This is a genomic window from Janthinobacterium lividum (genome assembly GCF_034424625.1).
GTDB classification, from domain to species: domain Bacteria; phylum Pseudomonadota; class Gammaproteobacteria; order Burkholderiales; family Burkholderiaceae_D; genus Janthinobacterium; species Janthinobacterium lividum.
This window is the reverse complement of record NZ_CP139976.1, coordinates 1,694,355-1,709,468: the sequence shown is the minus strand read 5'-3', so window position 1 is coordinate 1,709,468 and position 15,114 is coordinate 1,694,355. Positions and strand designations below refer to the sequence as shown.

Annotated in this window: 16 protein-coding genes; 3 read left to right on the top strand and 13 right to left on the bottom strand. The window is 65.2% G+C overall.

Features of this window, described 5'->3' with window-relative positions:
* Positions 1-45: 45 nt before the first annotated feature.
* The 8 genes from U0004_RS07730 to U0004_RS07695 all read right to left on the bottom strand — a co-directional run bounded on the left by U0004_RS07730 (position 46) and on the right by U0004_RS07695 (position 7,012).
* The gene (locus U0004_RS07730; protein ID WP_070257546.1) at positions 46-375 is read right to left on the bottom strand and encodes an L-rhamnose mutarotase; all 330 of its coding nucleotides are present in this window, start codon (positions 373-375) and stop codon (positions 46-48) included.
* Positions 372-1,214, bottom strand: a complete 843-nt coding sequence (locus U0004_RS07725) for an amidohydrolase family protein (protein ID WP_217495250.1) — start codon at positions 1,212-1,214, stop codon at positions 372-374. The genes U0004_RS07730 and U0004_RS07725 overlap by 4 nt, the downstream gene beginning before the upstream one ends.
* Positions 1,211-2,230 (bottom strand): aldo/keto reductase, encoded by a 1,020-nt coding sequence (locus tag U0004_RS07720; protein ID WP_370452795.1) that lies wholly within the window; start codon positions 2,228-2,230, stop codon positions 1,211-1,213. Before U0004_RS07720 ends, U0004_RS07725 begins: the two co-directional genes overlap by 4 nt.
* Before the next feature lie 20 nt (positions 2,231-2,250).
* Positions 2,251-3,474: a UxaA family hydrolase gene (locus U0004_RS07715; protein WP_034781960.1), complete on the bottom strand. Its 1,224-nt coding sequence runs from the start codon at positions 3,472-3,474 to the stop codon at positions 2,251-2,253.
* Positions 3,471-3,806 (bottom strand): UxaA family hydrolase, encoded by a 336-nt coding sequence (locus U0004_RS07710; RefSeq protein WP_070257544.1) that lies wholly within the window; start codon positions 3,804-3,806, stop codon positions 3,471-3,473. The genes U0004_RS07715 and U0004_RS07710 overlap by 4 nt, the downstream gene beginning before the upstream one ends.
* Positions 3,807-3,831: 25 nt before the next feature.
* Positions 3,832-4,749: a GntR family transcriptional regulator gene (locus tag U0004_RS07705; RefSeq protein WP_070257543.1), complete on the bottom strand. Its 918-nt coding sequence runs from the start codon at positions 4,747-4,749 to the stop codon at positions 3,832-3,834.
* A 114-nt stretch (positions 4,750-4,863) separates the two neighbouring features.
* On the bottom strand, positions 4,864-6,000 hold the full coding sequence (locus U0004_RS07700) for a mannitol dehydrogenase family protein (RefSeq protein ID WP_070257542.1): 1,137 nt from the start codon (positions 5,998-6,000) through the stop codon (positions 4,864-4,866).
* Between the two features lies 1 nt (position 6,001).
* Positions 6,002-7,012, bottom strand: a complete 1,011-nt coding sequence (locus U0004_RS07695; protein WP_070257592.1) for a zinc-binding alcohol dehydrogenase family protein — start codon at positions 7,010-7,012, stop codon at positions 6,002-6,004.
* Positions 7,013-7,351: 339 nt separating this feature from the next.
* Here U0004_RS07695 and U0004_RS07690 point away from each other — a divergent pair, with 339 nt between their 5' ends.
* Both U0004_RS07690 and U0004_RS07685 read left to right on the top strand, forming a co-directional pair.
* Complete coding sequence (locus U0004_RS07690) at positions 7,352-8,386, top strand: MerR family transcriptional regulator (RefSeq protein WP_070257541.1); 1,035 nt, start codon at positions 7,352-7,354, stop codon at positions 8,384-8,386.
* A gap of 67 nt (positions 8,387-8,453) precedes the next feature.
* Positions 8,454-9,533 carry a hypothetical protein gene (locus U0004_RS07685; protein ID WP_070257540.1) on the top strand — a complete coding sequence of 360 codons (1,080 nt, stop codon included), beginning with the start codon at positions 8,454-8,456 and terminating at the stop codon, positions 9,531-9,533.
* On the opposite strand, the gene U0004_RS07680 is transcribed toward U0004_RS07685, so the two are convergent.
* From U0004_RS07680 to U0004_RS07665, 4 genes are all read right to left on the bottom strand, one after another.
* Entirely contained in the window at positions 9,530-10,219 is a 690-nt protein-coding gene (locus U0004_RS07680; RefSeq protein ID WP_070257539.1) for a M24 family metallopeptidase, read from the bottom strand. The two genes, U0004_RS07685 and U0004_RS07680, sit on opposite strands and share 4 nt — an antisense overlap.
* A gap of 133 nt (positions 10,220-10,352) precedes the next feature.
* Complete coding sequence (locus U0004_RS07675; RefSeq protein ID WP_070257538.1) at positions 10,353-11,330, bottom strand: GlxA family transcriptional regulator; 978 nt, start codon at positions 11,328-11,330, stop codon at positions 10,353-10,355.
* A gap of 3 nt (positions 11,331-11,333) precedes the next feature.
* Positions 11,334-12,557 carry a D-amino acid dehydrogenase gene (locus tag U0004_RS07670; RefSeq protein WP_070257537.1) on the bottom strand — a complete coding sequence of 408 codons (1,224 nt, stop codon included), beginning with the start codon at positions 12,555-12,557 and terminating at the stop codon, positions 11,334-11,336.
* Positions 12,554-13,006, bottom strand: a complete 453-nt coding sequence (locus U0004_RS07665; RefSeq protein WP_070257591.1) for a winged helix-turn-helix transcriptional regulator — start codon at positions 13,004-13,006, stop codon at positions 12,554-12,556. Before U0004_RS07665 ends, U0004_RS07670 begins: the two co-directional genes overlap by 4 nt.
* Positions 13,007-13,097: 91 nt before the next feature.
* On the opposite strand from U0004_RS07665, the gene U0004_RS07660 reads away from it, so the two are divergent.
* The gene (locus U0004_RS07660) at positions 13,098-14,288 is read left to right on the top strand and encodes an MFS transporter (RefSeq protein ID WP_070257536.1); all 1,191 of its coding nucleotides are present in this window, start codon (positions 13,098-13,100) and stop codon (positions 14,286-14,288) included.
* Here U0004_RS07660 and U0004_RS07655 read toward each other — a convergent pair.
* Positions 14,285-14,980, bottom strand: a complete 696-nt coding sequence (locus tag U0004_RS07655; protein WP_034781930.1) for a Crp/Fnr family transcriptional regulator — start codon at positions 14,978-14,980, stop codon at positions 14,285-14,287. The genes U0004_RS07660 and U0004_RS07655 overlap by 4 nt on opposite strands.
* Between the last annotated feature and the right edge of the window lie 134 nt (positions 14,981-15,114).

The window sequence follows — 15,114 nt, the reverse complement described above, 5'->3', positions numbered from 1 at the left end:
CAGCCCCTCAGGGTCTGACCCCGGTCTTCGCTTTGGGGTCTACGACTAATCCATATGAAAAACCTGTTCCATCATCGCCCAGTGCTCGCCTTCGGCGCGCGAGGCCAGCGGCTGCTGGCACGGGGCGCAAAAGGTCCACCAGCGCTGCGTTTCGGGGTCGTCGGCGATGGCCGCCATGTCGGCTTCGAAGTCCTCGCCGTGGTATTCCCAGTAACCGAACAGCAGGTTTTCCGGCTGGCGCAGGAAGATCGAATAATTGCTGACATGCGCGGCTGCCAGTTTGGCCAGCACCTGCGGCCAGACAACGGCGTGCAGGGTTTTGTATTCGGCGATACGCTCCGGCGCGATGCCGATGAGCATGCCCATTCTTTTCATGGCGTTTCCTCGTTGATACCGTAAAAGCGCTGTGCGTTGAGGCCGAAGATATCGTTCCTGTCCGCTTGCCCCAGATGCGCCAGCAGCGCTTCGCTGGCGGCCAGCCACGCCGCATAGCCGCCGGCCAGGTCCACCACGGGCCAGTCGCTGCCCCAAATCACGCGCCGGGGGCCGAATACTTGCAGCACATGTGCGGCATAGGGATGCAAATCGTCCACGCACCAGCCGGGCCGCGCTTCCGTCACCAGCCCGGACAGCTTGCAATGCACGTTCGGCAGCGCGGCCAGCTGCGCCATGTCTTCGCGCCAGGTGCCGAAGGCGGCATCGGCTATCGGCGGCTTGGCCGCATGGTCGATCACGATGGGAAGCCGCGGATAGTCGTGCGCGCATTGCCGCAGTGCGGGCAGGTGGCGCGGCAGCACCAGCGCGTCCAGCCGCAAACCGTGTTCCACCATGGCGTTCAAAGCTGGCGCCAGCGCGGGATCGGCGATCCATGCATCGTCATCGAGATCCTGCAGCATGGGACGCAAGCCTTTGAGCTTGCCATGCGACGCCAGGCGGGCGATATTGGCCGGCGCGTCAAGCGCCCGCAGCTCCGTCCAGCCCACGACGGCGCGGATAAAGCCGCTTTCTTCGGAGAGCGCCAGCAGCCAGTGCGTATCGTCTTCGGACGGCAGCGACTGCACCAGCACTGTGCCGGCGATGCCGTGCGCAGCCAGCAGGGGCGCCAGGTCGGCGGGCGCAAAATCGCGGTGGATGGCGGCCAGGGACGGCGGCGGCCAGCTGCCGGCACGCGCGGCCAGCTGCCAGAAGTGCTGGTGGGCGTCGATGCGCATCATGCGGCCACTCCCGCAGGCAGCGGCGCGCGCGCATCGAGCAAGTCCGCGTCCCGCAGCGCCAGCCACAGGGCGTCAGGCAGCGGCGTGGCGAACCAGTCCAGATTTTGCCGCAGCTGCGCCAGGTCCTGGCCGCCCGGGATGCAGGAAGCGACGGCGGGATGGGCGAGCGGAAACTGCAGGGCGGCAGCTTGCAAAGGCACGCCAAAGTCACGGCAGACGGCGTCCAGGCGCGCCACGCTCTTGAGTATCGCGGCCGGCGCATCGGCGTAATTGAATTTGCCGTTCCCGGCCAGCACGCCCGAGTTGAACGGGCCGCCGATCACGATGGCGTTGCCGCGCTCCACGCAGACGTCCAGCAATGGCGACAGCGAGGCCTGTTCCAGCAAGGTGTAGCGGCCGGCCAGCAGGGTGCAATCGAGGTCGAATTCCACCATCGCGCGCAGCACGATCTCGCATTCGTTGACACCGAGGCCCACGGCTTTCACCTGGCCGCTGGCGCGCAGTTCATCGAGGGCGCGAAAGCCGCCGCCATCCGTCAGCTGGCGCCAGTAGTGCTGATCGCGTTCGCCATGCGTGGCCTTGCCGATATCGTGCACGAACAGGATGTCGATGCGATCGAGCCCCAGCCGCTGCAGGCTGTCGTCGTGCGAACGCAGCACGCCGTCATACGTGTAGTCGTAATGGGGGCGGAACGGCAGCGGCGCGGCAAAACCGTCATCGCCTGGGCGCACGGAGGCGTCGGGCCGCATCAGCCGTCCCACCTTGGTGCTGACAACAAAATGATCGCGAGGCCGCCCGCGCAGCGCCGCGCCGAGACGGTGTTCGGACCGGGTGTAGCCGTAGAACGGCGCCGTGTCGAAGAAACGCACGCCGGCATCCCAGGCGCCATCGAGGGTGGCGCGCGCCTGCGCGTCGCTGACCGGCTGGTACAGGCCGCCCAGCGGCGCGCAACCCATGCCGATGCAGGGCAGCGAGAGGCCGCCGCGCGGCAGGGTACGGCGGCGCGTGGTATCCATGACATCCATCGCCGTGGCCCTCATGCTGCGCGCAGCGGGAAGCAGCCTGGCCCCACCGCCTCGAATTGTTTATAGGTCAGCACGAATTCCTGGTGGCCCAGGTCTTCCGAGCGGCTCAGTGCTCCATTGGCCACGTTCAGCACGGCGGCGACGATCTCCGCACCCACTTCTTCCAGCGTGGCCTCGCCCGTGAGGATCTTGCCGGCGTTGATATCCATGTCGTCGGCCAGGCGCTCGAAGGTCTGCGGATTGGCGCACACCTTGATGACGGGCGAAATCGCCGAGCCCACCACGGAGCCGCGGCCCGTCGTGAACAAGGTGATGTGGGCGCCGCAGGAAATGAGTTCGACGATTTCCGCGTTGTCCGACACGTTAGGGAAACCGAAGCGCGGCTCGCCGTCCGGCACCACGTCGAGCAGGTACAGGCCGCCGCCGGCCGGCTGATCGCCCGGTTTCAGAATGCCGACGATGGGCGAGGAACCGCTCTTGGCGTAGGCGCCCAGCGACTTTTCTTCCTGCGTGGTGAGGCCGCCGTCGGCATTCCCCGGCGAGAAGCTGCCATGGCCCATGATGGTGTAGTAGCGGGCCGCCTTGGCCACGGTGTCGACGATGGCGTTGCCCAGGTCCGGGCTGACGGCGCGCCGCTGCATGTGGTATTCGCAGCCGACCAGTTCACCCGTCTCCTCGAAGATGCAGGGGCTGCCGGCCGCGATCAGCGTGTCGAACGCCACGCCGACGGCCGGGTTGGCGCTGATGCCGCTGGTGCTGTCGGAGCCGCCGCAGATGGTGGCCACCACCAGTTCATCGATGCCCATCGGCACGCGCTCCTGCTGCGCCAGGTGCTCGAGGGCCCAGCTGATCCACTCGACGCCGCTGCTCACGCTGGGGCGCGTGCCGCTGTTTTCCTGGATGGTAATCGTATGCACGGGGCGGTCGCTGTCGGCCACGGCGCTGGAGAGGCCATATTTGTTGAAGCCTTCGCAGCCCAGGGACACCAGCAGCACGGCGCCCACGTTCGGATGCGTCAGCAGGCGGCGCATCACCTGGTCCGCGTATTCATTGGGGAAGCAGCCCGTAAAGCCGATCAGGTGCACGGGCTGGCCGGGAAAGGCGTTGACCATCAGGCGCGCCACGTGGTGCGCGCATTCGACCATATAGGCCACCACCACGATATTGCGGATGCCCTTGCGGCCATCGGCGCGCAGATAGCCCGACAGGGCCGGTGTCGTTACGGGAGCGTTCATGCTTGGTCGTCCTTGTCCAGGAAATGGTGGCCGTCCTGGCCCAGGGTAAACGTGGGGATGTAATCGCTTGCCAGGTTGTGGGTGTGGATATGCTCACCGATGGCGACGGGGGCCGTGATGCTGCCGATCAGGGCGCCGTAGCGCAGCACCTTGTCGCCCACGGCCAGCGCGCGGCGCGCCACCTTGTGGCCGATGTGGATGTCTTGCGCCAGGGTGACGGGCAAGCCATCGATGGCGACGACGTCGCCGCAGGCCAATGCCGTCCTGGCGATCAGGCAGTTATCCTCGGGCGACATCAGCAGCAGGCTGGCAGGCTGGGAAGCGAGGCTCATGGCGCACCCTCCCCGGCAAGGATGGCTAGGCGTCCGGCTGGCTCAGTTTTTCGCGCGTGCCGATTGAGGACAGCATGGTGCGGCGCGAGGAATCCAGGTGCGAGCGCATGCCCTCGAGCGCCTTCGGTATGTCGTGCTCCGCCAAGGCGCGCAGGATCGCCAGGTGCTCCTGCACCGCGTACTGGTTGCGGCCTTTTTCCTCGCCCTTGTCCCACTGGTAGTGGTAGTGGAAGACAAACGAGACGATATCGTAGAAGCCCTGCGCGAAGCGGTTGTTCAGCAAGCCGATCAGAAAGGTGTGGAACTCGCGGTCCAGCGCCGGAAACGCGTTGTGGCGCGTGTCGATCCTGGCCGCCAGCTTCTCGTGCTGCTTGATCAGCCGCGCCAGTTCCGCATACGCCGGATCGCCGTGCGGCAGGTGCGCAAACTGCTCCACGGCCGCCATCTCGAACATGCGCCGCATATCCGCCAGTTCGGTGGCAAACGAGCGGTCGAACGCGCACAGGCGCCAGCCACCGCGCGGTTTCTTTTCGATCAGGCCGAAGCGCGAAAAGCCGATCAGGAATTCGCGCACGCTGACGGTACTGGCGCCCGCCTCGCGCGCCAGCTCCGCTTCCGAGAATTCCGCGCCGGGCGGCATGTCGCGCTGGTACACGCGTTCCATCAGCACTTGCTGGATGCGCTCCGCCCCCGACTGCAATTCGGAGATATCGAAGTAGTCGCCCGGTATGGGCTTCCTCAGCAAGCGCCGGTCCGCCGGGCTGGCGATCAGCCGCCGCGTCGACAGGTAGGCGATCGCGCTGCGGATCGCCGTGCGGCTGCCCTGGCAGATGGTGGTCAGGAACTGCTCCGTCGGCAGCATCTCGCCCACTGCGGCATTCTCGGCGAGAAATTGCAACAGCAGATTGGTACTGCGCTTGAAGACGGTGGCGGGTTTGGACATGGATGAATGAACGCGCTATGCCAGCGAAGGGGAAAGTGGATGAGTGGGCCATTTTAGTCGATATCGGATTGGATCGGCATGCCGAAAAAGAAACAACTGCGTTGACCGGGGCGTTCATGGCAGCGCTCCCGGCGCCAGCATGGCGCGCAGGCGCGGCTGCGCCAGGGAGGGACAGAGCTGCCGCGCCAGCGATGCCACGGGCGCCATGCGGCGCGCGATCTTGCCGGCGTGGTGCTGGGCGATGTCGGCCAGGCGGTGTGCGAGGAAGGGATTGCCGAAGCGCTCCCTGACCTGCGCCACGTAGGCCAGCGCGGCGTCACCGTGCTGCGCCCCCATGGCGGCAAACACGGGCAGCACTTCCTCGTGCCATACCGCTTCCAGCGCGGCGCGCATGGCGCCGTCGTCCATCGCCTCGCGCACCGTCATGCCGGCCGGGCTGCCCCGCTCCATCCACAGCTGCGCCAGATAGGTGTGGCCCAGGTTGAGCAAAAACAGCTTGCGCTGTTCATATTCGCGCAGGCTGCCCGTCACCACCACTTGCGGGTGGCGGCACGGCAGCAGCATGCCTTCCTGCGCCTCGATGGCCCACAGGGCATAGGGCTCGGCCACCGCGCCTATCGGTTCGATCGGTTCGGAAACGATGCGGTCGACCAGGGAATTGATCCACAGGCAGCCCGTTTCCAGGTAGCCGATGAACGCGGCAGCGCAACCCCACTGCCGCGCCAATGTCACGATCACCTGGCGCAGTACATGGCCGTTGTCGGCCACCAGTTCGCACGGAAAAATCGAGATGGGCGCGGCGCCGGCCAGGAAGCGCCCGTGCAGCAGCACCAGCAGCTTGGCGGGAAAGCTGGCGGGAACGGCCGCGCCGTCGAGCATGCCCGCGTGGTCGGCGCCATCGAGCTGGTAGCCCGTGTCGCCCGTATTCGAGATGATCACGCGCGCGGCCACGGCCGCATCGCGCACCTGCCGCCAGTCGCTGCCGGCTTGCCACGCCTGCGTGACGGCGTCGGCACGGCGCTCTTCATCGACTTGCGCGCCGTCCTGCCAGCCGCGGATGCGCACGGGGTAGCCGTCGCTGCGGCGAAACGCCGCCACCCTCGCCGCGCCCTGCGCGCTGTGCGTGGTCTGTACGATGGTGATATTGCCCAGCGCCTCGCCTGTCTTGGCCGCTTCGCTGACGAACAGGTCGGCGTGCGCCTGCAGGAAGCGGCTGGTGCCAAATTGAAGTATCGGGTTGATGTCGCTCATCTCAGACCTCGACGATGGCCTTGATGACGCCCGCTTCCGGCTGCATCCAGCGATCGAGCACGCCGGTAAATTCGTCGAGCGTGGTGCGGTGGGTATTGAGCAGCGCGGTGGGTACCTTGCCCGCCTTCATGGCCGCCACCACTTCCTCGAAATCGTCGACGGTGGCGTTGCGGCTGCCCAGCAAGGTCGTTTCGCGCTTGTGGAATTCAGGGTCGGAAAAGGACAGGCGGTCGCGCACGATGGACACCAGCACATAGGCCCCGCCATGGGCGACGAAGTCCAGGCCCCGCTCCATGGCGGCGATATTGCCGGTGGCGTCAAACACCACGTCGAAAAATTCGCCGCCGGTGGCGTCCAGCAGCTGCTCCTTGTCGCCCTCGCCCAGCGCCACCGTGCGGGCGATGCCCAGCGCGTCGCGGCAGAACTGCAGACGGTCGGCGCGGCCATCGAGCACCGTCACGTCGGCGCCCTTCAACGATGCGAACAGCATCACGGCCATGCCGATCGGGCCGGCGCCCACTACCAGCACGCGCTTGCCGGCATCGACCGCGCCGCGCTTGACGGCGTGCGCGCCGATGGCGAGAAATTCGATCATGGCCGCGTCGTCGAGCGAGATGCCCTCCGTCTTGAAGACAAAGCGCTCTGGCAGCGCCAGGTATTCGGTCATGCCGCCGTCGCGGTGCACTCCCAGCACTTCGATGCGGGTGCAGCAGTTGGTCTTGCCCTGGCGGCAGGCCACGCAGCTGCCGCACGACAGGTAGGGCATCACGTAGACCTGGTCACCCACGGCCAGGCGCGAGCCGGCTGGCGCGCTGTCGATATGGCCGGACAGTTCATGCCCCATCACGCGCGGGTAGCTGAGGAAAGGCTGGGTGCCGCGGAAGATATGCATGTCGGTGCCGCAGATGCCAACGCGGCGTATGCGCAGCAGCACTTCGCCCTCGCCGGGCACGGGCACGGGGCGCTGCTCCATGCGCAAACTGCCGGGCGTATCGCAAACGATACTTTTCATCATGGTCGTCCCTCTCGCCGCCCGGATCTTGCCGGTGGCATATTATATTTAACGTACAAACCAACTGTGAAAAAAATCCGTCTGTGCGGATTGTCTTTCCAGCCCTGCCAACGGCGCTTCTTGCTGCGCCGCACAACGATCCATTCGTCATTCCATGTGGCTCGAACGCACCGTTCATGCCGCAGTCGTCGTTCGGTTTTATAAATATACCGTACAAAAAAATGAAGGTCAACGGATTCTTTTACCGGCTTTTTCAGTTCCTCTGCTACATTTCTGCTTGACCCTGACGTTACGTCAGGCGCCATCGTGGTTGCACGCACTGGAGACAAGGAGAAGGCGATGCTGTTGAAAATCGGGGAACTGGCCAGGCTCACGGGCCTGACTATCCGCACCCTGCACCACTACGACAGCATCGGCCTGCTCTCGCCTTCGGCGCGCACGCAAGCTGGCTACCGCCTGTACCAGCACGGCGACATGGACCGGCTGCACCGGATCATGGCGCTGCGCAAGTTCGGGCTGTCGCTGGCCGATATCGCCAACGCCCTCGCCGGTCCGGATCTTCCTTTGCATACCATCGTGGCGCAGCAGATCGCCATGCTGGAACACCAGATCGCGCAGGCTTCCACCTTGCGCGAACGCCTGTGCAGCTTGCAGGCGCAACTGGCGCAGGGACAGGCGCCGGAACTGGCCGAGTGGCTCACCACTATGGAGTTGATGACCATGTACGACAAATACTTTAGTCACGAAGAACTGCAACAACTGCCGCTGCTGTCCGATGCGGCCGTGGAAGAGGAATGGAAAGCACTGGTGGCGCGGGTGCGCGCCGCCATGGAGGCAGGCGCCAGCCCCGGCGATGCGCAGGCGCAGGCGCTGGCCACGGAATGGATGGTCAAGCTGGTGCGCGACACGGGCGCCCATCCGGGCCTGTTCGCGCGCCTGAACGACATGCACGCGCAGGAGCCCATCATGCAGGCCACGACCAGCATCGATGCGCAACTGATGCAGTTCATCCTCACCGCCTTCAATGCCTCGCGCATGGCGCTGTACCGGCCTTTCCTCGACGAGCAGGAATACGCGCACCTGGTGGCCAACTACGGCAAGCGTTCGGGCGAGTGGCCGGCCCTGATCGCCGCCGTGCGCGCCGCCATGGATGCACGCACGCCGCCCACGGATCCGGCCGTGCTCCAGCTGGCGCGGCAGTGGCTGGACCTGTTCCGCTCGTATGCAGGCACGAACCCGGCCACGCAGCTGAAATTCCGCCAAGCGCACCAGCAGGAACCGCGTCTGATGGAAGGCAGCTTTGTCGACGCGACCATGCTGCAATACCTGGGCGCGGCGATGGCCGTGGTGGCGCAGGAGCGTCCCGCCAAATAAGTTGACGTGTGGCATCTCGTGGGCGGGGCCATGTAGAATCGGCCTTCGCCCACGAGAGGAAAAACCGATGCGCCGCTTTCTGTTTGCTTGCCTGACCCTGCCCGCCCTGCATGCCGCCATGGCTGCCGAGCCGCCCGTGCAAGGGGTGTGGCAGGGCACTGTGGGCAAGGCCAATATCGTGGCCTGCTTCAATCAGCCCAGTCCCACGCAAGGGTCTGATCGCAGCGGCAACTATTACTACACGCGCTACAAGACGCCGATCATGCTGTCCAAGCCGAATGGCAAGGCGCTGTGGCAGGAACTCAACGCCAAGGGCGACACGACGGGCACCTGGTCCCTGAATGCCCCGCAAGACGGCAAGGTCACCGGCACCTGGACGGAGCCGAAAAGCGGCAAGACCTTGCCCGTGGCCTTGACTCTGCTGGAGGCGGCGGGCGACCGCGAACACCCATCCTGCGCCAGCGATGCCTACAACCTGGCGCTGGAAGCGTTTCCCGGCACCAAGGTGAGCAAACCGATTGCCTTCGAAGGCAAGCAATACCGCAACCTGCAAGTGGGCGACACCATCACCGTGGAATTGATCGCGCCCGGCGATGGCGTGGCAAAAATCAATGCGCAGCTGCGCGCCGTGCTGGCCAGGAACAAGAAGGACCTGGAAGACTTCTACGCGACGCGGCGCGAATACCTGGGCCGCAACGGCTTCACGACGGAAGACGAAGTGTATGCGGAACCCACCTACTGGTCGCCGCGCTGGGTAACGGTCAAGTTCTACCGCTGGCCGGCCGGCTATGGCGCCCGCGGCATCTCCATCAAATTCCGCACCTGGGACGTGAAGACGGGCCAGGAAACGGACGTGTGGAACTGGTTTGGCGCCAGCGCCAGCGATGGCGACGACAAGGCCGAATTGCCCGACCGTTTGCGCCAGGCCCTCTTCAAGAATGTGACAATCGACGCCGAGTGCAAGGGCACGGATTACGACGGCCGTGGCCGCTTCCACCTGTCATTGAAACCCGAAGGCGTGTCCTTCTGGGAAGACTCGAACGGCAGCGGCTGTGAAAACGATTTTTTACTTCCCTACAGCAAGGTCGGCCCCTTCCTCACCGTCAAGGGCCGCGCCGCACTCAGCGATCTGCTGCCGAAGAACTAAGCATAGTAGCTGTCATCGAGCAGCATGTCCTCGAAAAAAGCGCCATACGGCAAGGTCGGATGGCGCAGATGGATTTCCAGGATCCAGCGCATCGGTGACGGCGAAAAATCCGCGTCGGCCAGCGCGCCCGCGTAGATCGTCGCGTGCGGGAAGTCGGACACGCGGTGGCCGCCCAGGTCAAAGTTCAATTCCCAGCCCAGCTTGCGCGCTTCCTCTTCTGCGTAGGCATACAGGGCTTGCCCCGTCAGCCTGTCGCGCTGCCACACGGCGCGCACCTGGTGGAACAGGCATTCCGCATCGCGCGCGCAGCGGGCATAGTCCGCCTGCTGTTCGCTGGCGCCCACCGTAAACGAGGCACCGCCATCGCCTTCCCACGCCTGCACACGCGGTGCGATATCGAGGAAGAAAATATCGCTCTCTTGCAGGATCACGCCGGGCTCGGAGGCACGTTTCATCGGTTTCGTGGTATTGCGCCCGAAGCGCACGCGCGTGGGGTGCCAGCTCAGCGCAAGCCCCATGTCCAGCAGCACCTGCTTCGCCATGGCGACGGCGTCTTCTTCCAGCATGCCGGGGCGGATGCGCGCGGCGATGGCGGCAATCGCCTCGCGCGTCTTGCGGCGCGCCAGCAGCATGCCGTCCTCGGTATAAGCGGGGCCGCCCCGCTCGGCGTCCAGTGTCGTGTGCATGTTTGACTTTCCTCAAGGGCACGGCCGAAGTGGCGCGCCAGCAGGAAAAGTATAGATTTACGCCCGGCACAGCGGGGGTGCTGGCTGCCGCGCTTTCCGGACAGCATGGCGGGGATTCCTGCCATGCGCGATGTCATCCTTGCCGGTAACTGGAGAAATGTTGCCGGTATTGCTTGGCCGATACGCCCAGGCGCCGCAGGAACACCGTGCGCAACTGGTCGGCCGTGCCGAAGCCGCAGCGCCAGGCGACGGTTTTCAGCGGATCGCTACTCGCTTCGAGCAGGGCGCGCGCCGCATCGAGCCGGGCGCTTTCGATGAACTGGGCTGGCGTCACACCCAGCTCTCGCACGAAGACGCGGGCAAAGTTGCGCGGACTCATGGCCACCAGCCGCGCCAGGGTGTCCACGTCGAGCACCTCGCCCAAATGTGCCAGCACGTATTGCTGCGCCTGCGCCACGGGAGAAGCCGCAACCACCACGGGCGTCAGATACGGACTGAACTGCGACTGCCCGCCCTGGCGCTGCGTGTACACCACCAGGCGGCGCGCCACCTGCAGCGCCAGCTGCGCCCCGCCCACCCCGCCTGCTTCGGCCAGCAACGATAGCGACAGGTCGATGCCGGCCGTTACGCCCGCCGAGCTGACCAGATTGCCGTCATGCACATAGATACTGTCCGCATCAACCTGCGCCAGCGGAAAACGCGCGGCCAGCGCGGCCGCATCGTTCCAGTGCGTGGCCACTTTTTTACCATCGAGCAAGCCCGCATGGCCCAGCAAAAACGCGCCATTGCAGATGGAACCGTGGCGGCGCGCCTTGCCGGCCGCACTGGCCAGCCAGGCGCTCAGGTCCGCGTCAACCGGTTGCGCCGGCAAGCCGGGGCCGCCTGCCACCAGCAACAGGTCATAGGCGTCGTGCGCCTGCGCATAATGCCGGTGCGCGGCCAGGCATAAGCCGTTGGAGCAGCGCAGCAAGCCTTCCTGCGTGCCCAGCACCTCGATCCGGTATTGCCGTTCTGGCGGCAGAAAGCTGTTCGCCTCGGCAAACACGTCCATGGGTCCGCTGACGTCGAGCGCCTGCACGCCGGGAAAAATCAGGATGGCGATCGTTGGCATGGCTCAATTCCGCGCCACGGCAGCCACTTGCTGCGCCACCATCTCGGCCGTGGCCGCCGCCAGGGTCCAGCCCAGGTGACCGTGGCCCGTGTTGTAGTACACGCCCGGCGCCTTTCCCGGCCCTACTTTCGGCAGCATGTCCGGCAGCATGGGGCGCAAGCCCGCCCAAGGGATCACCTTGCGCGTATTGATACCGGGAAAGCACTGCTCGACCCAGCGCAGCAGTGGCCGGATGCGGTCGGCGCGGATATCGTGGTTGATGCCGTTGAATTCGGCCGTGCCCGCCACTCTGAGCCGGTCTTCGCCCAGGCGGCTGCTGACCAGCTTGGTGGCATCGTCGAGCAGGCTGACGGACGGCGCCGCCGCGCGGCTGGCAAGGTCACCGAGCTGCACGGTAATCGAGTACCCTTTCACGGGATACACATTCACATGGTCGCCCAGCGATGCGGCCAGGGCGCGGCTGGCCGTGCCCGCGCAAATCACGACGGCGTCGAACAGGGTGCTGTCCTCGCCCACGCCGTCTCCCACGCTAATGCGCACCTTGCCGTGTTCGCGCACCAGCGCCGTGACCTGTGCACCATAGCGGCACGCCACGCCCAGGCGCACGCAGGCATCGGCCAGGCCGCTGGTGAACTTGTGGATGTCGCCCGTGGAATCGCTGTCCGTATAGTAGCCGCCGTAAAAGTCGCCCTGCAAGGTCGGCTCGATGGCGCGCATTTCCTGCCGCGTGACGGCGCGCCGCTCCAGTCCGCCCTGTGCCAGCAGGCGCGACACCTCGGCCGCCCGCTCGAAGCCGGCACGCTCCCGGTACACATGCAGGATGCCGGCGCGGCGGTGATCGAAAGCTATATTTTCCTCTTTCGCCCAGGCAAACAAATGTTCGCGCGCGGCGATCGCCATGCGCGCCGTGGCGATGGTGTTGCGCTCGTAGGCGGGCATGGCGGCAAGAAACTCCGCAAACCAGCTCAGCTTGTGCCAGCTGGGCCATGGATGCAGCAGCAGCGGCGCATCGCGCCGCGCCATCCATTTCAAGGCGTTGAGTATCGTTGCCTTGTGATTCCACACTTCCGCATGCGAGGCCGACAATTGCCCGCCGTTCGCGTATGACGTTTCCATGGCGGCATAGCGGTGACGCTCGATCAGGGTCACGCCCACGCCCCGTTTCGCCAGCGCATACGCCGTCGTCACGCCCGTGATGCCCCCGCCCAGCACGGCCACGCGGCTCATTGCGGCAACACCTTGTGCACGACCGTGTCGCCCGCCTGCAACACGTGCCCATCCGCTGCCAGCACGTCCATGCGGCGCACGGGCAAGCCTGAACCGCGTTGCAGCAAGGTGGAATGCGCCTCGCCCGCCTCGAACAATTGCTCCTCGCTCCACTGGCGCAAGCCTACGACGACGGGAAACAGCGCCAGCCCCTTTTGCGTCAGCACGTATTCCTGGTACGCCGTGCCGTCCGAGGCGGGGGCAACCGTAAAGATGCCCTCTTCCACCAGGGTGTGCAGGCGGTCGGCCAGGATGTTCTTCGCCACGCCCAGGCTTTTCTGGAATTCGCCAAAGCGGCGCATGCCGTCGAAGGCGTCGCGCACGATCAGGAGCGACCAGCGCTCGCCGATCGCGTCGAGCGCGCGCGCCACGGGACAGGGGTCGGTTTTCAGGCTCTTGCGCTTGGCCACGGGCATTCTCCAGGATTGACTGGTTGCATTTTAAAACTTCTCGGCGTAGACTCCAACTAGTTTTAATTTGAAACTACTTATATACAAGCCCATGCGCGATACCAACCCACCCATCACGACAGCACTTCCCCCTTCCCTCGTCTGGCTATTTGCCACGGCGGCCGGCCTCAGCGTGGCCAATGTGTATTACGCCCAGCCTTTACTCGCCACCCTGGCGCACGAATTCGGCATGACGGACGCTGCCAGCGGCATGGTCGTCACTGCCACGCAACTCGGCTGCGCGCTGGCCCTGCTCTTGCTCGTACCGCTGGGCGACATGCTGAACCGGCGCCGGCTGACCCTGTTCCAGCTGGGTTTGCTGGCCATGACCTTGGCGGCGCTGGGCTGCGCCCATTCCACGGCCGGTTTGCTGGGCGGCATGCTGCTGGTGGGTCTGCTGGGCACGGCCATGACGCAGGGCTTGATCGCCTATGCGGCCAGCGCGGCAGCCAGCCATGAGCGGGGCAGAGTCGTCGGCATGGCGCAGGGCGGCGTGGTGATCGGCTTGCTGCTGGCGCGCACCCTGTCCGGCGTAGTGGCCGATCTCGCCGACTGGCGCGCCGTGTATTTTGTTTCGGCGGCCATCGCTTGCGCCCTGCTGTTGCTGCTGTGGCGCAAGCTGCCGCCGGCGCAGCCGGCCAATCGACGGCTGGGCTACGGTGCCCTGCTCGCCTCGATGCTGGACATGCTGCTGCACCACAAGGTACTGCGCGTAAGGGGCATGCTGGCCCTGCTGATGTTTGCCGTTTTCAATATTTTCTGGAGCGCCCTGGTGCTGCCGTTGACGGCGCAAGGCTATTCGCATGCGGCCATCGGCGCGTTTGGCCTGGTGGGCGTGATCGGCGCGCTGGGCGCGGCGCGTGCCGGGGCGCTGGCCGACGGCGGACGCGCGCAGTGGACGACGGGCGCGGCCCTGTTGCTGCTGCTGGCCGCATGGCTGCCGCTGAGCTTTGCGGGCGCGGCCCTGTGGCCCTTGATCGTCGGCATCATCGCGCTGGACCTGGCGGGCCAGGCCATCCACGTGACGAACCAGAGCCTGATTTTCAAGCAGGATAGCGATGCGCACAGCCGTCTGGTGGCGTGCTACATGCTGTTTTATGCGGTGGGAAGCGGACTCGGTGCGATTGCCGCCACCAGCGTGTATGCGCTGGCGGGCTGGCATGGGGTATGCGCGCTGGGCGCGGCGGTCAGCTTGCTCGCCCTGCTGTTCTGGCGACTGACCTTGCCTGCTGAAAAAGCTTAGTTCAGCATGGCCGCGGTAGAACCATGGCGGTAGGTTTTCAAGGCGTCCGGCTGGATCTGGATCAGCGAACCGCTGACTTTAATCAGGTGCAAGTCCGTCAGCTGGTGCAGCACGCGCGACAGGGTGGCAGGCGCCAGGTTCAAAAACGATGCCAGCAAGCTTTTCTTCAGGTCCAGTTTGACCTCGTTCGAACGCTGCTGGTCCGACGCCTGCAACAGGTACTCGACCACGCGCTGGGTGGCGTTCTGCACGGAGCAGCGTTCCACGTTGCGGATAAAACCCATCAGGTGGTGCGACAGGCTGTTCATCATCTGGCGCGCGATGCGTGGCGACTGGTCCAGCAGGCGCAGCAGCGCGTGCGGCGGGATGCGCAGCAGCAGGCAGTGCTCGAGCGCTTCGGCGCAGAATGGGTACGGTTCATCGAGGAAAATCATGGCTTCGCCGAAGCTCTGGCCCGGACGGATCAATTCCAGTACCTTGTCCGTGCCTTCCATGGAAAACACGCTCAGCTTGACGAGGCCGAAGACCACCACATAGGCGCCTTCCGCCACTTCGCCCTTGCGGAACAGCACTTTGCCTTTTTCCACTTCGACGCGCACGACATCCTGGCGCAATTGCTCTAATTGCGAAGGGGAAATATGGCGGAACAGAGCCTGGCTCGATAGCAAGCCATCGACGTTGACCTTATGCATGACACTCTCTTATTAGATTAGCGAATGACTAAGAGTGTAATGCGCAGGCACGGTCAAGGCCATACGTCAAAGGAACTAGGGTTGTCTAGGCCGGAACGCCATGCAGATCAAACAATCGCGGATTCCTTGCGCAC